Below are 24,563 nucleotides of genomic sequence, written 5' to 3' on the forward strand. Positions count from 1 at the left end.
AAAGGAGAAAAAATGAAATTATCTTTAGTCAGTGAAATGCGTGAACTTGAACGTATAACCATGGAAGATTATGGTATTCCCTCCCTGATTCTAATGGAAAATGCAGGCCTTGGAACAGTCTCCATGGCAGAAAAAATGCTCGGGTCCTGCAAAGACTGTTTCTGTCCAATCTTTATCGGCCCCGGCAACAACGGCGGAGACGGTCTGGTCATAGGGCGTCAGCTGCATCAGCGTGGCTGCCAGCCTCTTTTCTTCTTTCTGCAGCCCCTCGAAAAATTCAAGGGTGATGCCCTGGAAAACCTCAAGATCGTTGAAAAGATGCACCTGCCCTTCCACATTATCGACAACACAGAGCAGGTAGGTACCATTCAAGAGATCATCAGGCAGTATGAGTCAGGCGACCTTCGCTGCTATGCCGTTATTGATGCCATCTTCGGGATCGGTCTCATGCGGGATATCGAGGGGTATATTGCTGACATCATCAGATGCATAAACTCGCTGAAACTGCGCGGGCCGGCACCTGTCATTGCTGTTGATACTCCGTCCGGGCTTGATACTGATACCGGCAAGATTCGCGGAGTCTCAGTGCGGGCGGATTATACCGCGACCTATGGCTGTGCCAAACCGGGGCACGTTCTCTTTGGCAACAATGCCTGGACCGGTCATCTCGAAGTCATTGATGTCTGTATTCCCCGGGAAGTCGTATCTCACGTCAAAATCAATACGGAACTGGCGGACATGGAGGTACTGAAAGAAAATTGCACCCGACTGCGTCGCCAGAGTGCATCCCACAAGGGAACCAACGGGCACACCTTTATTCTGGCTGGCAGCACAGGTTCCACGGGAGCTGCTGTCCTTGCCGGACGCGGTGCCCTGCGTGCAGGGACCGGATTACTGACTCTGGGCTCCATTGCCGAAAACAACATGATTCTGCAATCTGCTGTCCCTGAAGCCATGACCATGCTCCTGCATGGGAATCCCTCTCATCTCAGTATCAAAGACTGGCCGCAGATCAAAGAAAACCTTGACCGCTTTTCCTGCATAGTCACAGGCCCCGGAGCAGGTCAGCATGCCGATACCGCTGAACTGGTTCTGAAAATCTATCACGAAGCACACCTGCCGGTAGTGATTGATGCGGATGCTCTCAATATTCTTGCTGCCCACCGCAAAGTGCTGGGCACGCCGTCCGGTCCCCGCATCTTTACGCCACACCCCGGTGAAATGGGACGTCTTCTCGGGAAATCAACTGCGGAGATCGTCCAGGATCCGCTCGGTGCTGCAAAACAGGGATGTCTTCTTTTTCAGAATGACGAATATGAAACCGTCATGCTGCTTAAAGGAAGCGGAACCATCGTTTGTAACAGTGAGGGGCGCTGCTTCATAAACACTACGGGAAATCCTGGTATGGGCACCGGCGGCATGGGAGACGTCCTCAGCGGCATTATCGGCGCATTTATCTCTCAGGGAATGGACCCCTTTCCGGCAACGACTACAGCAGCGTATTTGCACGGTAAAGCGGCAGATATTCTCTTTGAGCAGAAGGGTCCGGGGTTTTATGCATCAGAAGTCACTGACAAACTGCCGGAAGCGAGACACACTCTTCTGCAGCATCTCTATGGAACAGATGTACTGGTATCTTAATAATTCGTGTTTATCCGTGTCCATTCGTTGTTCCTTCTGCAGTTTGTAACCACGAATGGACACGAATTTTCACGAACAGGAACAACACAGTAAACGAAAACGTTTGTATCCGAAGTTAAGCCGTACAGTGTACCAGGATTATTATGAATAAGATTGGCTACCACGGAAAACACGGAAGGACACGGAAAACATCAATTATCTTAAAGTAACAAATTTAAAACCAGGATATTAATCAACTTTGGTAGTCATCCGAAAGTCGATATTGAGTATTTTGCGCTCTAATACCATTTACATTTTGTATTAACCAGAGAACGCAATAAAGAGAGAACAACAGCAATTCTCTCTTTAATTTTAAAATCTTTTTTAAATTTTTTTGCCTTTATTCGCATGATTAGAGCTTTTATTCGTTGGCAAAAAGTTTTTCGCTGTTCCGTCTTTTGCTTTTCCCTGTCTCCCGTCTCCTTTCTCCTTTCTCCTGTTTCCCGTTCCCCTGCCTTTACATTCGCCAATAGAAAGTGAAAATGGCATTGAGTAATACCATTTCTATTTTGTATTGATTCATCACCATTGATGGAAAATCGGCACGGCAGTGGTTTTCCACAATGTTGTTGTGTAGACAAGGCATGCCTTGTCTCTACGGTGGCGGCAATCAGCGAAATGGCAACCATCACCGATAACCCGTGAAACAATACATGCCATATCATTACCACGGGGTGATAACGGTGACATTACACATCCCTGGTGAAAAATCGCTACAACAGTGATTCCAGCAATGTTTTTGTAGAGACAAGGCATGCCTTGTCTACACTGTGACGGGAAACGTAACGATAACAGTGGAATTACACAACCATTGGTGGGCTAAACTGGTAGTAATTCCCGGAATTATTAAGAGCAGGTATAACCGCGATTGAGCCCCCAAATGAGGCATAACTTAATAGGAATGGTATAAGGTCACAACTTAAGAGGAATAGTATGATTTACCATTGAACAGGAGCAATACCGTTCTGCAGCAGGGCGGCATTGCACTTCACAAAGATGTCAGAGCCAAGAAATCCGCGATAGGCCGAGAGGGGGGATGGATGAGATGTCGTGAGAATTGTATGAATGGAGGGATCTATCAGTCGCGCCTTCTTTTGCGCAAAACCACCCCAGAGAAGAAAGACAACAGGATGCTTTTTTTGTGAAATGATGGAGATTAATTCATCCGTAAGAGCAAGCCAGCCGAGCTTTCTGTGGGAGTTCGGCTTTTTCTTTTCTACAGTAAGGGTGGCATTGAGCAGCAGCACACCCTGCTCTGCCCAGCGACTGAGATCACTTGAGAAAGAGTTTTTTCGTTCGTCGTAAAGAGAGCGGTTTATCTCTTTAAAAATATTACGCAGGGAAGGTGGTACAGGAAAACCGTTACGGACGGAGAAAGCCAGTCCGTGGGCCGCACAACCGAGTCCCGGATATTCGTTGAAATAAGGATCCTGCCCGAGAATAACGACTTTCACTGTAGAAAGCGGTGTAAGGCGCAGAGCATTAAAGACATCATCACGAAGAGGAAAAACAGGATGTAATGCAGTCTGCTTATACGCCTCATCAAGCAGTCGCAGATGTTCCCCGCTGTGCATCATCGGTGAAGCTTCCACCCACTCAGCAAGCCCATCCGCAGAAGAGAACTTTTTCATGCAGCGCTGCCCACATCGCGGTGCAGAGAGTGAAGAGACTCAATTATCCGGGCAGTGGAAAGCTGTTGCAGTTCAAGGTCAGATCCGATTGATTCCGACACACCTCCGGTCAGTTCTGGAAAAAGACACTCCTCACTGAGCAGAAGTTTCACCCGATCGGGAGATTTGGCAAAAGTTTTCAATCCATCCCCCACAGTCATCTTCCGGCCAGAAAGAAAATAAACAGAGGTATTGTCTTTAAACGTATCTGCAGCGGAGGCCAGCAAAATATCGAGAGGGGGTGCCTCTGTCATGGTGGTATTCTTCTGCAGCATGGCTTGGGTCAAGTTTGAGATAAAGCTCATATTATCATTGCAGGAGAGCAGATAACAGGTTCCCGAATCAATACTCATACCCTCATCCGCACGCAATACGCGTATACTGCAGATGGAATCGAGGTATTCAACAAAACTCTTTAAGTGATTGTCATGCCCGCTCTCAACAAAACAGATAATGGAACCAGTAAAACTGTTGTCCAGGGAAGGCAGTATGGAGAGGAGATTGGAGAAAGAACCACAGCCGCCAATAAGAAAACTGACGAACAGCTCCTGGTGCACCTGCTCCCCGGCAGGAAGCGTATAGGTAATCTGGTCTCCACAGGATGAGCAGGTAAAATACTGCACAGACTTTCCAGGATCTATATCGACAATCTGACGATGACCACACTCTTCGCAGAAAAGCACCCACTGTTTTGTTTGCGGACCAGGGGTATCATATTCTTCCGGGACCAACCTGGCAGCAAAGGGATCTCGGGCAAGAAGTACCATGTTCCCCGCTTTTTCCACCTTTTCCACCAGCAATTGCTTCTGCACGGAGAGATTGCTGCGCTGAAAGATAAAGTCTTTGTTAAAGAAATATACTGCACCGTTTTTCAAGGTATCAAAACAACGGGCTGTCCCCTCTTCTGTCAGGCTGGAAAACATGATTGTCGGGGTGGGACAATGGATCATGAAATGTTGCAAAGCAGTCATTCCATTCATAAGTGGCATCTCAAGATCCAGCAGGATGACATCCGGCTTCACTCGGAGGAGCATTTCAAGGGCCTCAATTCCATTGGAAGCCTCGCCTGCGATCTCAATGTTATCGCAATCTTCAAAGATATCCCCAAGGAATCTTCTGAATACGAGGGAATCATCAACTATCAAAATTTTAAGCATAACATCTCTTCAACTTTCTTTTTAATGTTTCTCCGTCAATTCAGATACAACCCGTTTTCCCTGATGTAGGCAAGAACACGTCCGGCGAGAAATGACGAACTCAGTTCCTTTCCGCTTCCACCATCATGAACAGCCTCTTTTATATCACTTGAACTGATGAAGGGTGGTTCACATCTGAGCATGAAAATATCTTTCTTCTGCGGATGACTCCAGTTCTTGTCGTTTTGCGTATAACCAAGCGTAGATATAAGTTTTTCCATCCGCGTATTATCATATCCCGTTCGAGGTGAAATAACGATACTTACCCGTTTGAAAATCTCATTATATTCTTCCCAACCGGTTATTTCGAGAAATGCATCAACCCCAAGAATAAAGAAAAATTCATCTTCTTCACGCTGCTGCAGGACACGCAGGGTATTGCAGGTATACGAAGGAGGAGGCAGCTCGCTTTCCAGTGTACTGATGACGAGTCTGTCAATCCGTGGATCATCTGTCCGGGAAGCCAGCGCCAGTCGAATCATGGCAAGGCGATGTTTCCAGCTGGTCGTTGTGCGTAATGTCTTATGCGGCGGGGTGGCAGCAGGCATTATCAACACTCTGTCGAGATTCAGTTCCGTCAGGGCCGCGAAAGCCACCGAAAGGTGACCGTTATGAAAGGGATCAAAGGTTCCCCCGTAGATGCCGCTGCGCCGACGTACACGCTGAGAATCGTCTGTCACCTTATTGCCGAACCTGACCTGTGCCCATGACAATGAATTTACGGGTTGTCAATTCCTCCAGCCCCATGGGTCCGTATGAATGAAGTTTGGTGGTGCTGATTCCTATCTCGGCACCGAGGCCAAGCTCTCCGCCATCGTTGAAGCGGGTAGACGCATTAACCATTACAGCCGAGGCATCGATCTCCGAGAGGAAACGCTGCGCCATCTCATAATCTTCAGTCATAATGGCCTCGGTATGGTGTGAACCATATCGGTCAATATACGCCCTTGCCTCATCGTAATCAGCAACCACTTTGATACTGATTATCAGGGCGAGAAACTCTTTTCCCCAGTCAGACTCCACTGCTGGTACAATCTTTTTGGAAAGCGTGCAGCTCTTCCTGCAGCCCCGGATCTCAACTCCGGCCTCAGCAAGCTTTTCAGCAATGCGGGGAACAAAACCGGCAGCCACCTTTTCGTGAATAAGCAGTCCTTCAAGGGTGTTGCAGGTCCCGGGACGCTGGGTCTTGGCGTTAAGGATGACTGGAATTGTTTTATCAATATCTGCTGCCTTGTCGACATAGAGATGACAGACACCCTTATAGTGTTTGAGAACTGGAATTCGCGAATTTTCCATAACGTTACGGATCAACCCTTCACCTCCCCGGGGAATCACCAGATCAATATTATCCTCTTCATGGAGCAGGCGGGTGATAACGCTGCGGTCGGTGACGCCGACCACCTGTACAGCATCCCCGTTTATTCCCTGTTCCTCAAGAGCCCGCTTCAAGAGAGTGGCCAGGGCTCTGTTGGAATGAATTGCCTCAGAACCTCCCCGCAGGATTACGCCATTCCCCGTCTTCAGGCAGAGAGCGGCGGCATCCACAGTGACATTGGGACGGGATTCATAAATCATCATAATAACACCGAGGGGGATGCGCATTCGACCGACCAGCATGCCATTAGGCCGCCGTGTCATCTGATCAATGGAACCGACGGGGTCTTTGAGATTGACCAGCTCATGCAGTCCCTTCACCATAGAGGCGATGACATCATCAGAAAGCTCAAGCCGGTTGAGCATGGCATCGCTCATATCGGCGGCACGACCAGCCACAAGATCCTTCTGATTCTCCTGCTGCAGCCACGGTTTTTCCTGTTCCAGCAACTGAGCAATCTGCAGTAATGCTGCATTTTTCCGTGTAGTAGAAAGTGTCGCAAGTTCCCGGGAAGCTTTTTTTGCCCGGGGAGCAATTTGATCAACCTGAATATCCATGGAATCCTCCAGAAAATACTGCTGATAAGATCGAATATGACCGAAATACAAGGTCCCTAAAGCAGAACAAGATTATCACGATGCATTACCTCTACACGATGATCGTCATCAAGGATGTCTCGAATCTCCGCACTGCGCCGCCCCTTAATTTTCCTCACCGTTGCGGAATTGTAGCCGGTAAGACCAACGGCAAAGACGTTACCACTCTGATCTGCACACTGCACGGCATCTCCTTCAGAAAAATCGCCCGTCACATTAAGAATTCCCGAAGGCAGCAGAGATTTTCCGTGTTCACTGAGGGCTCTGCACGCTCCGGCGTCAAGGGTCAGGCATCCCTGCGGTTTCAAGACCCAGGCAATCCAGCGCTTGCGGCTCTGCATCTTTTCACTGTTGGGCATGAAAAAGGTACCGATCTCTTCCCCTTTAAAAATCCTCTGCAGCACATCCACCTCTTTCCCCGAAGCAATTATCGAACTGCCCCCGCCAGTCGCCACGGTCTGTGCCGCACGAACCTTGGTTATCATTCCTCCGGTACCCACTGTACTTTTACTGCTGCCGCACATTGCAAAAATTTTTGGAGTTACCTCGTGAACAAGCCGAACCGGTTCCGCCTCCGGATGAAGTGATGGATTACTGTCAAAGAGACCGGCAACGTCAGTGAGACTGATATAAAGATCCGCCTCAAGCAGGTTGCAGATAAGAGCAGCAAGATTGTCATTATCACTGAATTTCAGTTCGCGGGTAGAAACAGTGTCGTTTTCATTGAGGATGGGAATGATTCCATTCTCAAGCAGGGTATGGATGGTATTGCGGACGTTGAGGTAGCGACTGCGGCTGGCAAGGTCAGAGTGAGTGAGGAGAATCTGGGCAATAATTTTGCCGTGAAGAGCAAAGGCTTCAGAGTAGTCATGCATCAGACCAGACTGTCCGACAGCGGCAAGGGCCTGTTTCTGACGCATGGAGAGAGGTTTTGACCCCGCAAAACGCATTTTACGGTTTCCGGCGGAAACAGCACCAGAGGTGACAAAAATTACCTCCCGGCCAGAATCCTGCAGAGAGGCAATGCCATGAGCCAGTCCCTTGATAACCTTCATATCAAGGCCGTCCTCGGCAGTGAGGACGGCACTGCCCGCCTTCACCACCACCCGTTTCGCGGCATTGAGAAGCGGTTGACGACGGGAGTAATTCTCTTCGTTGTCCATTCCTTACCTTTTTATCATTCAGAGAGGTTCAAATCTGTCGGTGGATTTTCCTCTTTCTGTTTTTTCTGCTCTGCCAGTCGTTTGCTTTCAAGAGTTGTACAGAGCAATTCCTTTAATTCTTCCAGACCCTCGCCTGTTTTTCCGGAGACCAGCAGTACGTTCAGGTTGAGAGGCTTGAAATAGCGCAGCAACTCCTCCTCAATCTCAGGAATCATTTGATCTTTCTTATTCAATACCAGTATCCGGGTACGTTCAGCAAGCTCATCTTTATAGAGTGCCAGCTCCCGAGAGATAATCTCATAATTTTCAATCGCCTTCTCATCGGACATGTCAAGAACATGCAGAAGGATGCTGGTGCGTTCCACATGCCGCAAAAATGTATCACCAAGACCCACGCCAAGGTGAGCTCCCTCGACAAGACCGGGGATATCCGCAATGATACAGGACGGATAATATTTGTAGTGCAGAACCCCGAGTTGAGGTTCAAGGGTCGTGAAAGGATAGGGAGCGATTTTCGGGTTGGCAGCGCTGAGTTTTGACAGGAGTGTCGATTTCCCGGCGTTGGGCAGCCCGACAAGACCGACGTCGGCAAGGAGTTTCAGCTCTATTCGCAGCCACTGCTCATCGCCGGGAGCTCCATTGGTTGACTGACGCGGGGTGCGGTTTGTTCCACTGGAAAAGTGAGGGTTGCCAAGTCCCCCTGCTCCACCATGGCCAATGACAAAACGGGCACCATCTTCAGAAAGGTCAACAATCACCTCACCCGTTTCATCATCCTTGATAATAGAACCGACCGGCACTTTCACAAGGCAGTCTTTTCCACCCCTTCCGTGCATATCACTCCCTTTGCCATGTGCTCCCCGGTCCGCCTTGAAGTGGGACTTGAATTTAAAATCAAGCAAAGAGTTCAGAGCTGAGGTGGCAACAAGGATAACGTCGCCACCCCGGCCACCGTCACCACCGTTGGGGCCTCCCCTGGGGACGAACTTCTCCCTGCGGAAACTGACACAGCCGTTTCCACCATCGCCCGCTTTTACATAAAATTTTGCTTCATCAATAAACGACATGACCAACACCCGAAGGAAAAATAAAAAAGCCCGGCCATCAAAAGTGATGACCGGGCAATACACTCACAAAGTATAAAAACTCTTCAGAGCTGAATAAATCGGCAATTACGCAGCAGGATAAACACTGACACGCTTTTTCTTTTTACCGAAATCCTCAAAGGTCACGACCCCATCAACAAGAGCGAACAAAGTGTAGTCCCTGCCACAGCCAACGTTGGTACCCGGATGAATTTTAGTTCCGAGCTGACGAACCAGAATATTTCCAGATTTAACAACCTGACCACCAAAACGTTTTACTCCACGCCGCTGGCTGGCACTGTCGCGACCGTTTCTTGAACTTCCGCCTGCTTTCTTATGAGCCATAACTTACTCCTTCTTCCCGTCGACCAGCAGTCGACGCACGATTTATCTTGTGGGTATCTTGAATAACCAGTCTTTCGTCCATCTTCTTCGTTACAGTCAAAAATTTATCCTCGGAATATATCTCATATACCTGCGGTAAATTTCCTCCTGTGCCTCGAATATGAACGAAATACAAGATTTTTCAAGGTACCCTTGTCTCTTTACAGAGAAATATTTTCAATTTTCAATGCGGTATAAGACTGTCTGTGGCCCTGCTTGAGGCGATAGCCTTTCCGTTTCTTTTTCTTGAAAACAATAATTTTCTTATCGCGTCCCTGCTCAGCAATTTTCGCAGTAACTTTCGCATTTTCAACAACAGGCTTCCCTACAGTAACATTTTCACCGTCAGCGACGAGAAGAACATCGGCAAGATCAACAGAGTCACCAATATTGCCTTCAAGCTTTTCAACACGAAGTTGATCGCCACAGGCAACCTGATACTGTTTTCCACCGGTACGAATTATCGCATACATATTTAGACCTCATTTAAGTAACAGATCAGCGCTTTTTTCATTAAGCACAGTAAATAAATTCGAGAACCAAGAATAAGAACAAAAACACACATTTCTGTCAAGATAAATTCGTGAAATACTGAAAAAACAGAAAAAAACGTTCTTTGCTGGCACCTCTGTCGAGGGGTCAATTCCCGCTCTCAAGGCGTTCCTGTTCTCGTTTATGGCGGATGGCGCAGGCCTTCTCAAATGCAGTTTTTTTACCGTGCCTGTTTATTGAGACAGATGTTTTACCCTGTTTCCCGAGCGGAGTCACCCAGCTTACCTCATAACGGGCAAGCTTTTCATTCAACCGCACACCGACAACTCCGGTACCGGAGTTGCTCACGGTAACGATATGCTTGTTGGTCCGGGTTTTACCGAGATTTTTCTCTGTCTTATTCCGCCAGCTGATTGCGGAGAGAAGGCTTGAATTGCGACCGCCACACTTTCGATCTGAAAAGAACTTTGAGTAGGTTTTCCCCACGAACCGCACTCTTACGTACCAGCCATGGGTCCTCTTGGAATCCTGATCTATTCGTGCAATATCTTTATGCTTTTCTTTTACCCTTCTGTGCACTTTATTTTCTTTATTATTGCGCTTTCCCTCTAAAAAAACCTTAAGTTGTTGTTCCACGCTTGTCCTCCCCTCCTTTTTATTATACCTTCGTGCTTCAAATCAAAATTGTTTCCCCGATACCCCGGAGTGGTTCTCCCGTCCCCCGGAGTGGATTCAGTTTACAGATCGAATGGCACTCAAAGCCTCTGCCGGAATAAGGCTTCGCAAATTATAGTGAGGTTTTCAGTCATGTTTTTCCGTCATCGGATGAACATGCAATATCAAATTTATGCCTGTGGTAAACCTCCTCCTTTCCCTCGAAAATGAACGAATGCAGACTGTTTCAAGGTACCCATGCGCCGTATCGCCGCTTCATGCCGATACGTCTGGAACAAAGCGTTCACATTACAAAGAGCCAATCATACCGCTGGTAAAAAATTCATCAATCATTTTACAATGCGCAAAGAGCTTTCTGATTGGGGAAAAGCAAAAATAAAGAACGCCTCATCAAGGCGCCCTTTATCACATTGAAGCACTCATATCAGGATAAACCTGTAATTACAAAATGTTACAACTTCAGGAAAATTCATGCACAATACCGACATCTCTACATTAATTACGACAATTAACCGCCTTCGAGACGAGAAAGGCTGCCCGTGGGACCGCAAACAGACCACCCGGTCACTGGCAAAATACGTAAAGGCGGAAACAAAAGAACTGATCGAAGCCATCGAAAACCAGGATGCAGAAAACACCTGTGAAGAACTGGGCGATGTCTTTTATCTGATTCTAATGCTGAGCAGCATCGGCGAAGATGCGGGGAAATTTACCTTTGCCGACGTAGTCCAGGGAATTAACGAAAAGCTGATTCGTCGTCATCCCCATGTTTTTGCCGGTACACCCTGGGAGAGCGAAGAGGATCTCGCTCGCCAGTGGGAGGAGATCAAAGCAATGGAAAAGTCTGCGAAGCAAAAAAACAAAGTATGAAGTAAATTTTTTACAGGTTGACTTCACGCCTTTTTTTTCGTAAAATTATTTGCTTTGTTTTCTAAGGTCGTCGTCCAATGGGATGGGTGATGATTTTTGTTGCCTTTCCCTGACAACCTGTAACACCGCGATGGCCTCAGCCATCGCATCCTTCTTACTCTCTGCGATCAGGCATGAGAGCCACCAATGCGGAATCTCCGCAAAAATACATGAGTCCACGAGGAGGAAATCATGCGCAGATATGAAACCGTCTTCATCATTCGGCCGAACGCCGGTGAAGAAGAAATTAATCGTATTGTAAATTATGTCGCAGAGATCATTAAAGCTGACGGCGGAACAATTATTGAAACCAACAGGTGGGGGCTGAAAAAGCTCGCTTACCCTATCAAAAAAGAGATCATGGGGTATTACATCCTCTGTGATTTTGCCTCTGTTCCCGCCAGCGTTGCTGAAATTGAACGTCGGTACCGCATTGATGACGCTGTCATAAAATTCATGACACTGAAAATCGCTGACGATATCAACGCAGAAGATGCTCTTCAGGCCGTTAATGCAGTAAATGATCGTGTTGCTTCGGAAGAAGCCGCACGTCAGGAAGCTGAAACTGAAACTGAAACTGAAACTGCCGAAAGTGAAAAAGAGAGCGAAGAGAAAAGCGCAGAATAACGTTCTGTAATGCTTTCCTTATATATATTTTGTTATATATTTTGTTCAGGAGATAATATATCATGGCCCCAAGACCCCAGAAAAAACTTTTTTCCCGTAGAAAATCCTGCCGGTTCTGTTCTGATTCTGATCTGGTGATCAATTACAAAGAAGTAAAAACTCTGCGCAATTTTGTTTCCGAGCGCGGAAAGATTATTCCCCGGCGCATTGTCGGCACCTGCGCTACCCATCAGCGTCAGCTCTGTGAAGCAATCAAGCAGGCCCGCCACATTGCGCTCCTGCCCTACTCCGGCAACCCCCAGGGCTGAAAAAAAAATTAAAGGATTGGCAGGCTGATCTGATTCTCCTTCGAAGTGATATGTACTTGCCCGGAGAAAAAACAGACAGGCTTTATAATCCCCATAAATTTGACGTAACTGCCCCTGGCAGTTTATGTGATAAGGAGTGTATAAGATGAAACTTATCTTGAAAGAAACCATAGGTTCCCTCGGGTTCCAAGGTGATGTCGTTACGGTAAAACCCGGTTATGGTCGTAACTATCTGTTGCCCCAGGGCAAGGCCGTTGCCGCCACTGAAAGAACTCTCAGAGAACTGGAAGAAAACCGTGCCGTATTTGCTGCCAAGCGTGCGGAAGAGCAGAAAATTGCTGAAGCAATTGCTGCCAAAATTGAAGGTCTGGAGGTCATTATCGAGCAACTCGCAAGTGTCGATGAGCGACTTTTTGGTTCTGTAACCGCCAATGATATTTGTGCAAAACTTGCAGAAATGGAAGTGAAACTGGATAAACACCAGGTTCTCCTCAATGACCCGCTGAAAACCCTTGGGGCAATAAAAGTTACCATCAAGGTCGGCTTTAATGTCAATGCTGAGATAACGGTTAATGTCGTGCCGCTTCAGGCAAACTGATTTTTACCCGCAGTTCTCCGCCGATTACGGCAATATAAAACACACCTGAAAGTTTTACTTCAGGTGTGTTTTTGTTTGTGCTCGATTTTCTTTCATCGGGTATAGTTACACCATGCTGCAGGCAGAATCCTTCATAAGGTTCCCATAATACACCCTCGCCCACCTGCTCTGAACCCAATCACAGTGAAGAATTCCGGACCACAATATGACAGATTCACAAAACCCCGAAGCAACCTTTCAAGGTCGTATTCCTCCCCAGAACATTGAAGCTGAAATGGCAGTGCTGGGTTCAATCCTTATTCAGGAAGATTTGTTGCACCGGGTTATTGATAAATTACGGGCAGAAGATTTCTTTCGCAAAGATCATGCACTTATTTACGAATCTATCCTTGAACTCTTCAATAAGAATCTGCCATGTGACCTCGTCAATGTGAAGAATCATCTCGCCTCCAGTAATCAGCTTGAGAGGGCAGGCGGAGCGTCTTATCTCAGTATGCTGACAACGGTTGTTCCACTCACCTCCAACATTGCCAGTTACGCCCTTATTATTCGTGAAAAATCGATCTTGCGCCACCTCATCCGTGCCAATACCGACATCGCCACCCGCTGCTATGAGGCACAGCATGATATCGACCTGCTGCTGGATGATGCTGAGCAGGCGATCTTTGATATCGCCGATAACAAAAGCAGTCAGGGCTTTACAGCAGCAAAGCATATTGTACCCGGGGTATTCGACGCCATCACCGCCCTTTCCAAAAATAACGAATCAATCACCGGCGTACCGACGGGATATTTTCAGCTCGACAAGATGACTTCCGGACTGCAGCCCTCTGACCTTATCATCGTGGCGGCCCGCCCCTCAATGGGAAAGACCTCTTTTGCCATGAATATTGCAGAGCATGCTGCACTCACTGAAGGTGTCGGTGTTGCGGTATTCAGTCTTGAGATGTCCAAAGAGCAGCTCGTTACCCGGATGCTCAGCTCAGTGGGGCACATAGATTCGCAGCGTATCCGCAAAGGGAATCTGCAAAAGAGCGACTGGCCTGATCTTACACGGGCTGTTGCCTCCCTCAGTGAGGCCCCGATCTATATTGACGACACCCCTGCCCTTTCCGTTCTGGAGATGCGCGCGAAAATACGTCGTCTGGCCTCACAGTACAAGATAGGCCTCGTGGTGGTGGACTACCTTCAGTTGATGCAGGGTCGCTCTACTGAAAACCGCACCCAGGAAATCAGTGAAATTTCACGGTCCCTCAAGGCGCTCGCCAAGGAATACGCCGTGCCGGTAGTCGCCCTTTCTCAGCTTAACCGGAGTCTGGAGAGCCGTACCGATAAACGTCCGATGATGAGTGACCTGCGCGAATCCGGAGCTATTGAGCAGGACGCGGATGTCATCCTTTTCATTTATCGCGACGAGGTCTATAACAAAACCGACGATAATCCGAACCGGGGTCTCGCGGAGATCATTATTGGCAAACAGCGAAACGGGCCGACCGGAATTTCTACCCTCGCCTTCGTCAAGGAGTGCACTCGTTTTGAAAATTACAGTAACCTTGATGTTCCAGAAGAACTTGAGGAAGAATGAACCCTTTCGGCCTGTCTGGCAACGGAATCAGAGATTTATGGGTGCCTTATACCGGTTACCACCTTTGGTAAATTTTAATTGAATTCATGGAGACACAATATGAGCGAGATCCCAAACAGATACGATTTCAAGGCCATTGAACAAAAGTGGCAGAACCAATGGGAAAAACAGCAGACCTACAAGGTGGAAATTGACAGTGACAGGAAAAAATACTATGTGCTGGAGATGTTCCCCTATCCTTCTGGACGCATTCACATGGGCCATGTTCGCAACTACTCCATCGGTGATGTGATTGCCCGCTACAAACGCATGCAGGGTTTCAACGTTCTCCATCCCATGGGCTGGGACGCCTTTGGTCTGCCAGCGGAAAATGCTGCACAGAAAAACAACACTCATCCCGCCGACTGGACCTATTCCAACATCGACTACATGCGCGGCCAGCTCAAGCAGCTTGGTCTCTCCTATGACTGGTCTCGTGAAATAGCAACCTGCAATCCCAAATATTACAAATGGGAACAGCAGTTTTTCATTGAAATGTACAACAGGGGACTGGTTTACGAAAAAAGAACCACCGTCAACTGGTGCAATCACTGTCAGACAGTCCTCGCCAACGAACAGGTTATCGACGGTGCCTGCTGGCGATGTGATCAGCCCGTGGTTCCCCGCAAGATGAACAGCTGGTTTTTCAAGATCACAGACTACGCGGAGGAGCTGCTCAAAGACCTCGATCAGCTTGACGGATGGCCTGAAAAAGTAGTTACCATGCAGCGCAACTGGATCGGCAAATCTCAGGGTCTCACCTGCGATTTTAAAGTAGAGGGAATGGATGAGACCATCTCTATTTTCACCACCCGTCCGGACACTATTTTCGGGGTGACCTTCATGTCGCTGGCGGTTGAGCATCCGCTCATTGAGAAACTGATCGGCGGTACCGAACGTGAAGCCGGGGTGAAGGCCTTTATTGAGGAGATTCAGCTCGAAAAACAGCGCCAGTCTTTGAATGAAGAACCTGAGAAAAAAGGAATTTTCACCGGCCAATACTGCATCAACCCCTTCAATGGAACGAAGGTCCCCATATATCTCGCAAACTTTGTTCTCCTTGAATACGGAACAGGTGCGGTAATGGCAGTTCCAGCTCATGATAAACGTGATTTTGAATTTGCCAGAAAATATAACATTGAGATTAAACCGGTTGTCATCCCGGAAGGTGTTGAGCTCAACCCTGCCGAGATGAATGAGGCATCGACGGTTCCCGGCAATCTCTTCAACTCCGGTGACTTTACAGGTCTGTCTTCCCGTGACGCTCAGAAAGCAATTATCGAATATTCTGAGAAAAAAGGTTTTGGTTCCGCTCATACCACCTGGCGGCTGCGCGACTGGGGAATTTCCCGGCAGCGCTACTGGGGGGCACCAATACCAATGATCCACTGCGAGAAATGTGGTGTTGTGCCGGTTCCCTTTGATCAGCTGCCGGTTACCCTGCCTGAGGACACTGACCACAGCAAGACCTGTGTTCCGCTGCATCAGCGTCCGGATTTTATTGCCACCACCTGTCCAAAATGCGGCGGCCCGGCGAAACGCGAAACGGACACCATGGACACCTTTATGGAGTCCTCCTGGTATTTTTCCCGTTATGCCAGTCCGCGCAATGCTACGTCCCCTCTGGACGAGGAGCAGACATCTTACTGGCTGCCGGTAGATCAGTATATCGGCGGCGTGGAACACGCCATCCTCCATCTGCTCTACTCGCGCTTCTTCACCAAGGTACTGCGCGATCTTGGTTACCTGAAAAATATCGACGAACCCTTCAAAAATTTGCTCACCCAGGGAATGGTGATCAAAGACGGCTCCAAAATGAGTAAATCGAAGGGCAATGTCGTTGATCCCCACGAACTCATCAATGAATATGGCGCAGACACAGTCCGTCTCTTCAGCCTCTTCGCTGCTCCGCCGGAACGCGATCTTGAGTGGAGCAGTAAAGGTGTAGACGGCGCCTCCCGCTTCCTCAATCGGGTTTTCCGTCTCATCTCTGGCAATCTTGAACTTTTGTCAGCGGGGACGGCGATCATACCGCAGGAATTAAACGATTCCGAGCGGGACCTCCACCGCAAGACCCACCAGACAATAAAAAAGGTTACCGAAAGTATTGAGCAGAATTTTCACTTCAATACCGCTGTTTCAGCAATGATGGAGCTGTTCAACACCCTCAACAGCACCCTCGGGGACCAGAAAAAAGAGGATATTGCGGCAGCTGTAGCTGGCGAGGCAATTTCTTCCCTGCTGGTGCTTCTCTCCCCCATGGTTCCTCACTTCACCGCTGAGATGTGGGAGGTAATCGGTCGAGAAGGTTCTATTGAAAACCAGCCCTGGCCGCAATTTGACAGAGAAGCCGCCAAAGAAGACCTGCTTACCATTGTTATTCAGGTAAACGGCAAGGTTCGCTCCCGTCTTGAGGTCAACCCTGATATCGATGACGAAACCCTTAAAGAGAAGGCACTGTGTGACAGCAACACGATGAAATTCATTGATGGTAAACCCGTCAGAAAGACCATCGTGGTGAAGAAGAAACTTGTCAATATTGTTGTTTGAGGCTACTCTTTGCTGAATTATTCAGTACAATTGTTTTCCTGTTACGATTATTTTTTCACTACTATTCAAGGAGTTTGATGTGAAAATCTGTGTAAAAATCATCCCTGCCCTGATAGCAGTTCTGCTTCTCACCATGTTTTCAGGTTGTGGCTACCACAATCCCAACGTCTACACCGGTTCTGACAAGGTGATCTACGTTCCTGACTGGAAAAACCGCACCAGCAAGCTCAACCTGGACTCGGATCTCTACCGTAAACTCACCGAGTGGTTCCAATATTCGAACTCTCTCTCCCTGACCAGGGACAAGGCCGGTGCAGATCTTATTCTCGCCGGAGAGATAATCTCCATTGACCTGCCTTCCCTCGCCTACAATGCGGCAAACGTAGCCGAAGAGGTAAAGGTAAAATTGCGAATTCGCTACATCCTCAAGGATCTCCAAACCAACAAAATTCTCCTTGAAATCCCGAATCAGCAGTGGACAGAGGAGTACACCGTCAACAGCTCTTCCAGCACGAATGAAACCAGTGAAGATGAAGCCCTTGACACCATTATAGATGATATCTGCAAACGCATCTATCAACGGACCATTGCCATGGTATCACAACTGTAGGATACCCTGTAATTCACAGCGCGATACAGCACTGTTTCCGGGGGATGCGTCAAGCGACGCATCCCCCTTTTTTTACCGCATTTACAACCATGCTTACCATCGGCAATATTTCCTTTACATCTCCTTTCATTCTTGCGCCTCTCGCGGGTTATACAGACTTGCCCTTTCGGCTGCTCTGTCGCTCTTTTGGTGCGGGGTACTGTGTTACAGAGATGATCAGCAGTCACGGTCTGCACTACCGGCAACCCAATACTCTGCGCATGCTGCGCACCGTGCAGGAAGAGAATCCCTTCGTCATTCAGTTGTTCGGAGCGGAAGTTGACTGTATGGGAGAGGCGGCGAAGATCGCCTGTGAGTTTGGCCCGCAGATGCTCGACATCAATATGGGCTGTCCAGTAAAAAAGGTGACGAAAAAAGGGGCAGGGGCAGCACTGATGCGCACCCCGGAGCTGGCTGGCAGGATTGTGCAGGCAGTGGTGAAGAACTCGTCCGTACCGGTTACCGTCAAGATGAGACTCGGTCCCGACCGTGAAAATAGAAACGTTCTTTCTTTTGCCCGCATGGCCGAAGAGAACGGGGCCGCCGCAGTAATTGTCCATGGGCGCACCATGGCACAGGGATTCTCTGGAGATATCGACCCCGGTTATATAAAAGCAGTGAAAGATGCCCTGAGCATTCCCGTACTCGGCAACGGTGATATTCACTGCCTTGAAGACGGTCGCCAGATGATGCGCGAAACTGGCTGTGACGGTGTCATGATTGGCCGTGCAGCCCTCGGTCGTCCGTGGATCTTCAGCGATGTTCCGGAACCGCAAAGTGTGGGCGAGGTGAAAGCTGTAGCTCTGCGCCACCTGCAGCTCATGGAGAAGTATCTTCCGGCGGAAAAAGTACTTGGATATGTGAAGAATCAGATGAGCCGTTATTTCAAGGGACTGCACGGCTGTGCGGCATGGCGACGCGACATCTTTTCTGCGCAGAGCACGGCGGATATCCATGTTGTTCTTCAAAGGACTACCGATTCCCACGATGCAGAGAAGATCAGGGAACCTTGAAACAGCCTGCATTCTTTCATATTCGAGGTGCAGGAGGAAATTTACCGCAGGGATATCAATATTTCATAGCATTTACATCTTATACCATTCCTATTAAGTTGTGACCGTACTAAATGCCATTTTCACTTTCTATTGGCGAATTCAAAGGCAGGGGGATGGGGACAGGAGAAAGGAGACGGGAGACAGGGAAAAGCAAAAGACGGAACAGCGAAAAACTTTTTGCCAACGAATAAAAGCTCTAATCATGCGAATAAAGGCAAAAAACTTTAAGAAGTTACGCTTTTATAAAAAATGCCCTTTTTCGCATGATTAGACCATTTCTATTAAGTTATGCTCTTTTTACATCCTGTTTATTCATTCGTAATCACAAAAAAAGATGTCCACGCAGTCGCGCTCTCTGGTCAATACAAATGTAAATGGTATTATTACTGAAAAAACTATAAGAGAATGCCCTTGTAGTTGAATTCGGTCTGTTATTTGCTTTGAGGTAATTGATGTTTTCCGTGTCCTTCCGTGTTTTCCGTGGTAGCCAATTTTATTCATAATAATACTGGTGCACTGTACGGCTTAACTTCGGATGCAAACGTTTTCGTTTAATGCGTTGTCCCTGTTCGTGAAAATTCGTGTCCATTCGTGGTTACAAAATGCAAAAGGAATCACGACTGGACACGGATAAACACGAATTATTACTCATTCGTCATCGCCAAAAAAGATGTCTACGCAGTTGCGTTCTCTGGTCAATACAAAATGTGATTGATTTCATGGTAATCAGTTGGTTTGTTTTTGCCTTCCTTCGCGTTCCTTAGCGTTCTTCGCGGTGAAAAAGCTGTACCGTCTTTTACTTTTCCAGATCTTTGATTTTCTCCTGCAGATCAAAGCATCTTTTCTTAAACGCCTTCGGCATTGACGTATCCCCGAGGGCACGATTCAAGCTCGCCTTTGCCATTTTCATATTACCAGCATAAAGCTGGCTGGAGGCAAGGTAATAGTTGGCAATGCCGTTATTCCCCTGCCTCGCTTCAATCTGCCCCATCTCAAAGAGCAGTTTCGGATATCCCGGATTGACTCGCTGTACCTCTTTATAACAGTGCAGTGCATCCTGAACACGTCCCATTTGCTGATACAGCCTGCCAAGCGCCCAGCTCGCATAAAGACTGGCTGCATCATCACGATGGACCTTCTCCAGCAAAGGAAGTGCCTCGTTCAGTTTCCCGGCCTCTGTAAGAATAACGCCCTTGTCCACTTTGAGTATCCGCTTCCTCGGATAGACTGTAATTACCTCATCAATCAACTTCAGCGCATTGTCAAAATTCATTTCTTCACAGGCCAGTCGTGCAAGACCGTACGTCGCCATGGCCCGTGTCTGCTCTGTGGCATCCCGACGGGCGAGACGATTGCCGAAATAATTCCGCAGAGTATCCGGGTCTTCAGTCAGCACAAGAAGACGGTATTTAAAACGAAGGAAGGCAAAGTTGTCGATAACACGGGTATCTTCAGGGATACCGTCGCTGTCGATAAACGACGCCACAGTATTCATCCGTTCTTCGGGATTGGGATGTGTGAGCAGATACTGCGGCAGTTTCTCGCTGCGATAGCGGGCAATGCGACGCATAATGGCGAGCATCTGCACCTCCGCCTGCGGATTGCGCTTCATCTTGCAAAGCCAGTGGTAGGCAAGGGCATCCGCCTCCTGTTCATGGACTCGACTGTAGTGCAGATTAACGGTCTGCCCGGTGGCCAGCGCTCCGGTTATCAAAGCAGGCGCGGCATCCCCGCCAACGGCAATGCCAAGGATGGCGAGGGCCAGTGCCGCTCCCGTGCTGTACGCCCCTTCCTTCTGTCCGCTGGCAATGTGACGTTTAACGCTGTGTCCGATTTCATGAGCAAGAACAGCAACCAGTTCATTTTCACTCTCCATCTTCGTAATAAGTCCGGAATAGAAGAATATCATGCCCGAAGGCGCGGAAAAGGCGTTGAATTCACTGCTTTTAATGACATAAAAATGATATTTGAAATATTGTATTCCGGCGACGGAGAGGACATCATCTCCGAGCGAAGTGATATACTGGCTGATATCGGGTTCTTCGAGCAGCGGAAAGGCCTGGCGAACCTGATACACAAGCTTCTCTCCCACTTCTCTCTCTTCTTTAATGGAAAAAGAGGCGGCGGGCAATGCAGAGCCACTGAGCAGCGCAACGGTACAGAGTGTTGCGACCGTTTTCTTTAAAGACAATGATCCCTGAGCCATGGAAGAGTCCTCCGTAAGCCTTCTTCTGTGCTGACCAGCTCACGGTAACCGAGGTCACGTTCAGCGGCCGCGTGGGAAAACCAGTGGGAGCGGGCGAGCTGTTCGGCGACAAAACGGGTCATCCCCGGCTCCCGCTGCAGCCCGAAACGATTCAAGAGAGTACAACCAGCCTCAAGCACTGCACCAATGCGGCTGGCGGAGGCAAAGGAGATATGCCTCTCTACCGGCGGTATATCAAGAGCAATAAAGAGATCATTGAGCCATCCCCAGAGATTGACAGGCTCTTTTTGACCGATGAAATAAGCATGGCCATTCGCCACAGAACCCTTTCCGTCAAGGAGTTTCGCTCCGGCACAGAGATGCATTTCGGCGACATTGTCGATATAGCTGATATCCACAAGATTACTGCCGTCGCCAACAATACGCAGTCCCCTGCCCTTCCCGGCGGCAATCAGTCGTGGCAGGAGATGGGGATCTCCCGGCCCCCAGATAAGATGAGGGCGAACAGCGCAGACCGGGATACGGTCAGCCTCCGCAAGGATACGTTTTTCTGCATAACTTTTTGTTTTAGCATAGTTGCAGAGGAAATGCTCCGCATGGGGAAGTTCTTCCCCTGCGCCGAGAATATCTTCTCCATTGAAAACCACCGATGGCGTAGAGGTATACACAAGGGGCAGTTCATGCTCCAGGCAGGCATTGAGCACACATTCCGCCCCAAGAACATTGGGATGGAAATATACCTCACGCGTTCCGAACACTCCAGCCTTCGCAGCGGTGTGAAAAACCAGACCAACCCCTTCCACCGCAGAGTGAACCGCGTCTGAGTCGGCAATATCACCAGTCACAAGGCGTACGCCCCGTTTGGCGAGATCCTCATATCTGTGCCGTCCAAGCACCGTTACGGCGGTTCCCGCTTTAAGGAGACGGTCAACAACAGCCCGTCCCACGAAACCACCACCGCCGGTGACCAGAACCCGGTCTACCTGTGCGGATATATTTTCTGCTGCGCCCATAGAGCAAGTTTCTCTCGAAAAATTTTAGCATTATGACGGATATCCACCGGAAAATCGGGATAGACAAGAAAATGGTGAATTTCCTTTGTTAATGGACTGGCCGATGCGAGAGCTTCAACCTCACAAAGTTCCTTTTCTCCCGCATGCACATCCTTATGGTACTCCACTATCAACACCGGTTCAACGCGCTCTTCAGGGGAGACAACGCCCACCAGCGCAGAGCGGTAAACAGCCGAATGCTGATTGACAATTGCTTCACAGGGAATGCTGAACCATGTAGTGTCGGGCTGTCCCTCTTTTTCATGACGCACGACGCGATGGGCCCGCCGCCCGCAGAACCAGAGAAGACCTGCTTCGTCAAGGTATCCCGTGTCACCCATGCGATGCCAGAAAGACCCCTTTTCTCCAGAAATCTTTGCGAGGCGGGTCTCCTCTGCGTTGTTCATATACCCGCGGGTCACAACCTCACCCTGAACGATAATCTCACCGATCTCCCCCACAGTACAGGGCACAGTGTCAGAGATCTCAGCAACAGGCTGATCAGAGATGGCAACAATACGGATGGATATCCCCGGCAAAGGTCTGCCTACGCAGATACCATATCCTTTACAGCTTTTCTCTGCCGAACTCTCAAGAATTTCATCTCCTTCAATAGAGACAATGGGCAGGCTTTCCGTTGCACCATAGGGAGTAATAACCTCTGCTCCCTCCGGCAATATTTCTTTCATTCGCCGAATCAATTCCGGGGCAACCGGTGCGCCGGCCATTAACACCTTGCGCAGAGAATCAAGCCGTACTCCGTGATCAAGACACCAGCGTGAAACCACATTCCAGATAGCCGGGGAACCAAAGGAGTACGTCACTCCATATTTTTGGATGCTCTCAGTAAATTTAACCGGATCAACCTGTGCCGGTCTGGTTGGATCCATGTCGGGAATGACGGCACAGGCACCAAGGGCCGTGGAAAACAGTGCAAAGAGAGGAAACGCCGGCTGGTCTATGTCCTGAGGACCAATCTTATAATAGTCACGGATCATGCGCAGCTGGGCGGCAAAGATGGAGTGCTCATAGCGGACTCCTTTTGGCGGACCGGTGGAACCGGTGGTGAAGATAATGGCTGCGAGATCATCGGCACCGGGTTGATAGACCGGAAAATTTTCAGCAGCAGTTTCACGCATTCCACGGCGGATATCAATCCCTGGAAAACCGAAAAGGGAGGGGCCCAGGCAAAAAAACTTCTCCACGGAGGCAAAAGTTCTGCGGGCCATACGGGCAAAGTAACAGGCCAGGGGGACACCGATAAGATATTGCGGTGCGACTCTTTCAATACAGCGCAGCAGATTTTTATATCCCATCCCCGGGTCAATTAAAACGATGGGGGTACCAATTTTAAACAGCGCAATCGTAATACAGATAAAATCGATGCCGGGAGTAACCATCAAACTTACCACCTGCCCGTGAATCAGACCCGCCTCACGGAAAGAGACAGCAAAGGCGTCAGCCCGCCGGTCAAGCTCGCCAAAAGAAATGGATTCTCCACTTCCAGCATCAACAATGGCCGTACGTCCGCTGTTCTCACTGGCAGCCCGAACAAAAGCGTCGGCAATATTATGGATCATACCTCTCTCCTGAAAAATTCAGCAATACGCGGAATAACCTCTTCTCGTGCATCTTCCAGCACATAGTGCCCCGCGTCTTCATAACAGTGATGTTCAGCCTCAGGGAAAAGCGTACACCAGCGCTGGTAAAAGGCCATATTAAAACAGAAATCCCGTCCACCCCAGAGAATAAGCATGCGTCCCGCACCAGAAAACTGAGGAAGAGCCTTTTCTATCTCCATCAGCTTCGCCATACTGACATCTCCTTCTTTCATTGGGATATCTTGAACAAAGCGATGGACAGCAATCCGGTTGTGCCAGTTATTGTACGGCTTGAGGTACGCACGTTTCACCTCGGGGCTCAGTGGTCTGGTCACCGCCATAAAGGTGGCAGGCCAGGCAAAGCCGTTCATTCCACGTACCAGAATTTCACCAAAGAAAGGAATGCGACAGACAGCAATACGTCTCGGCATCCAGTGGAACCGAAAGGCAGCAGTATTGAGAATAACTACTTTGTCAACCTGTTGCGGTCGTCCTGCCGCCAGTCCCATGCCGATTGCCCCGCCCCAGTCATGCACGACAAGCGAGAATCGCTCCAGGCCGAGAGAATCCAGCAGAGACTCGAGGTTGGAAATGTGGCTGGCGAGGGTGTAGTCATACTTTTGTGGTTTACTCGACAGACCACAGCCAAGGTGATCCACAGCGATCACCCTATGGGTTAAACGCAATTCCGCCACAACGTTTCTATAGTAATAGGACCAAGTGGGATTTCCATGAACAAGCACTACTGCGGGACCTTCACCTTCATCGAGATAGTGCAGACGTCCGGCTGGCAGTTGATGATAATGAGATGCAAAAGGGTATTCAGGTAACACAGCAACTCCCTGGGAAAAAAGAATATCGAATAATCGCCATCTTCTTTGTTACAGTCAAAAATTTTTCCTCCAATAAAGCGAGGAACGAGACGTCGAGATATCAAACGTACAGGCGGTAAATTTCCGCCTGTATCTCGAATATGAACGAAATAAAAACTGTTTCAAAGTACCCGGCAGTTAATAAAAATAAATTCAGGGCAAAAAAAAAAATGTTTAAAATTGAGTAAATTCATTC

General features: G+C 48.7%; 22 protein-coding genes. 9 read left to right on the plus strand and 13 right to left on the minus strand.

The genetic code is table 11. The features are described 5' to 3' along the window. The first annotated feature begins 12 nt into the window (after nt 1-12). Nucleotides 13-1,641: an NAD(P)H-hydrate dehydratase gene (locus JWG39_RS04260; RefSeq protein WP_205218124.1), complete on the plus strand. Its 1,629-nt coding sequence runs from the start codon at nt 13-15 to the stop codon at nt 1,639-1,641. A 977-nt stretch (nt 1,642-2,618) separates the two neighbouring features. On the opposite strand, the gene ung is transcribed toward JWG39_RS04260, so the two are convergent. From ung to JWG39_RS16910, 9 genes are all read right to left on the minus strand, one after another. After that, entirely contained in the window at nt 2,619-3,311 is a 693-nt protein-coding gene (ung, locus tag JWG39_RS04265) for a uracil-DNA glycosylase (protein ID WP_205218126.1), read from the minus strand. After that, entirely contained in the window at nt 3,308-4,507 is a 1,200-nt protein-coding gene (locus tag JWG39_RS04270; protein ID WP_205218127.1) for a response regulator, read from the minus strand. Before JWG39_RS04270 ends, ung begins: the two co-directional genes overlap by 4 nt. Nucleotides 4,508-4,542: 35 nt before the next feature. Further along, on the minus strand, nt 4,543-5,226 hold the full coding sequence (gene nadD, locus JWG39_RS04275; RefSeq protein ID WP_205218128.1) for a nicotinate (nicotinamide) nucleotide adenylyltransferase: 684 nt from the start codon (nt 5,224-5,226) through the stop codon (nt 4,543-4,545). A gap of 1 nt (nt 5,227) precedes the next feature. Next, the gene (locus JWG39_RS04280) at nt 5,228-6,478 is read right to left on the minus strand and encodes a glutamate-5-semialdehyde dehydrogenase (RefSeq protein ID WP_205218129.1); all 1,251 of its coding nucleotides are present in this window, start codon (nt 6,476-6,478) and stop codon (nt 5,228-5,230) included. A gap of 56 nt (nt 6,479-6,534) precedes the next feature. After that, nucleotides 6,535-7,680 (minus strand): glutamate 5-kinase, encoded by a 1,146-nt coding sequence (gene proB, locus JWG39_RS04285; protein WP_205218131.1) that lies wholly within the window; start codon nt 7,678-7,680, stop codon nt 6,535-6,537. A gap of 14 nt (nt 7,681-7,694) precedes the next feature. Continuing rightward, nucleotides 7,695-8,747: a GTPase ObgE gene (gene obgE, locus JWG39_RS04290; RefSeq protein ID WP_205218133.1), complete on the minus strand. Its 1,053-nt coding sequence runs from the start codon at nt 8,745-8,747 to the stop codon at nt 7,695-7,697. Between the two features lie 105 nt (nt 8,748-8,852). Next, entirely contained in the window at nt 8,853-9,110 is a 258-nt protein-coding gene (gene rpmA, locus JWG39_RS04295; protein ID WP_205218135.1) for a 50S ribosomal protein L27, read from the minus strand. A 200-nt stretch (nt 9,111-9,310) separates the two neighbouring features. Then, nucleotides 9,311-9,622 carry a 50S ribosomal protein L21 gene (gene rplU, locus JWG39_RS04300; protein WP_205218136.1) on the minus strand — a complete coding sequence of 104 codons (312 nt, stop codon included), beginning with the start codon at nt 9,620-9,622 and terminating at the stop codon, nt 9,311-9,313. 166 nt (nt 9,623-9,788) lie between these two features. Then, the gene (locus tag JWG39_RS16910; RefSeq protein WP_338032173.1) at nt 9,789-10,277 is read right to left on the minus strand and encodes an AP2 domain-containing protein; all 489 of its coding nucleotides are present in this window, start codon (nt 10,275-10,277) and stop codon (nt 9,789-9,791) included. A gap of 510 nt (nt 10,278-10,787) precedes the next feature. Between JWG39_RS16910 and JWG39_RS04310 the strand changes: the two genes are divergently transcribed. The 8 genes from JWG39_RS04310 (at nt 10,788) to dusB (ending at nt 18,594) form a co-directional block, all read left to right on the plus strand. Continuing rightward, nucleotides 10,788-11,186: a MazG nucleotide pyrophosphohydrolase domain-containing protein gene (locus JWG39_RS04310; RefSeq protein ID WP_205218137.1), complete on the plus strand. Its 399-nt coding sequence runs from the start codon at nt 10,788-10,790 to the stop codon at nt 11,184-11,186. Nucleotides 11,187-11,417: 231 nt separating this feature from the next. Further along, nucleotides 11,418-11,852, plus strand: a complete 435-nt coding sequence (gene rpsF, locus JWG39_RS04315; RefSeq protein WP_205218139.1) for a 30S ribosomal protein S6 — start codon at nt 11,418-11,420, stop codon at nt 11,850-11,852. 62 nt (nt 11,853-11,914) lie between these two features. Next, on the plus strand, nt 11,915-12,160 hold the full coding sequence (rpsR, locus tag JWG39_RS04320; protein WP_205218140.1) for a 30S ribosomal protein S18: 246 nt from the start codon (nt 11,915-11,917) through the stop codon (nt 12,158-12,160). Nucleotides 12,161-12,305: 145 nt separating this feature from the next. Beyond that, nucleotides 12,306-12,758, plus strand: a complete 453-nt coding sequence (rplI, locus tag JWG39_RS04325; protein ID WP_205218141.1) for a 50S ribosomal protein L9 — start codon at nt 12,306-12,308, stop codon at nt 12,756-12,758. A 205-nt stretch (nt 12,759-12,963) separates the two neighbouring features. Continuing rightward, nucleotides 12,964-14,343, plus strand: a complete 1,380-nt coding sequence (dnaB, locus tag JWG39_RS04330) for a replicative DNA helicase (RefSeq protein ID WP_205218142.1) — start codon at nt 12,964-12,966, stop codon at nt 14,341-14,343. Between the two features lie 99 nt (nt 14,344-14,442). Beyond that, entirely contained in the window at nt 14,443-16,932 is a 2,490-nt protein-coding gene (gene leuS / locus JWG39_RS04335) for a leucine--tRNA ligase (protein WP_205218143.1), read from the plus strand. A gap of 79 nt (nt 16,933-17,011) precedes the next feature. Next, nucleotides 17,012-17,542, plus strand: coding sequence for an LPS assembly lipoprotein LptE (gene lptE, locus JWG39_RS04340; RefSeq protein ID WP_205218144.1), 531 nt, complete (start codon nt 17,012-17,014; stop codon nt 17,540-17,542). A 44-nt stretch (nt 17,543-17,586) separates the two neighbouring features. Beyond that, complete coding sequence (gene dusB, locus JWG39_RS04345; RefSeq protein WP_240191980.1) at nt 17,587-18,594, plus strand: tRNA dihydrouridine synthase DusB; 1,008 nt, start codon at nt 17,587-17,589, stop codon at nt 18,592-18,594. 838 nt (nt 18,595-19,432) lie between these two features. On the opposite strand, the gene JWG39_RS04350 is transcribed toward dusB, so the two are convergent. The 4 genes from JWG39_RS04350 to JWG39_RS04365 are packed head-to-tail and all read right to left on the minus strand — an operon-like array spanning nt 19,433 to nt 24,328. Next, nucleotides 19,433-20,842, minus strand: a complete 1,410-nt coding sequence (locus JWG39_RS04350; RefSeq protein ID WP_205218145.1) for a beta-barrel assembly-enhancing protease — start codon at nt 20,840-20,842, stop codon at nt 19,433-19,435. Continuing rightward, nucleotides 20,818-21,855, minus strand: coding sequence for an NAD-dependent epimerase/dehydratase family protein (locus tag JWG39_RS04355; RefSeq protein ID WP_205218146.1), 1,038 nt, complete (start codon nt 21,853-21,855; stop codon nt 20,818-20,820). Before JWG39_RS04355 ends, JWG39_RS04350 begins: the two co-directional genes overlap by 25 nt. Beyond that, nucleotides 21,822-23,474 carry a fatty acid CoA ligase family protein gene (locus JWG39_RS04360; RefSeq protein ID WP_205218147.1) on the minus strand — a complete coding sequence of 551 codons (1,653 nt, stop codon included), beginning with the start codon at nt 23,472-23,474 and terminating at the stop codon, nt 21,822-21,824. Before JWG39_RS04360 ends, JWG39_RS04355 begins: the two co-directional genes overlap by 34 nt. Then, nucleotides 23,471-24,328: an alpha/beta fold hydrolase gene (locus JWG39_RS04365; RefSeq protein WP_205218148.1), complete on the minus strand. Its 858-nt coding sequence runs from the start codon at nt 24,326-24,328 to the stop codon at nt 23,471-23,473. Before JWG39_RS04365 ends, JWG39_RS04360 begins: the two co-directional genes overlap by 4 nt. Nucleotides 24,329-24,563: the final 235 nt, after the last annotated feature.

It is taken from the genome of Desulforhopalus vacuolatus (genome assembly GCF_016918505.1).
Taxonomy (GTDB): Bacteria; Desulfobacterota; Desulfobulbia; order Desulfobulbales; family Desulfocapsaceae; genus Desulforhopalus; species Desulforhopalus vacuolatus.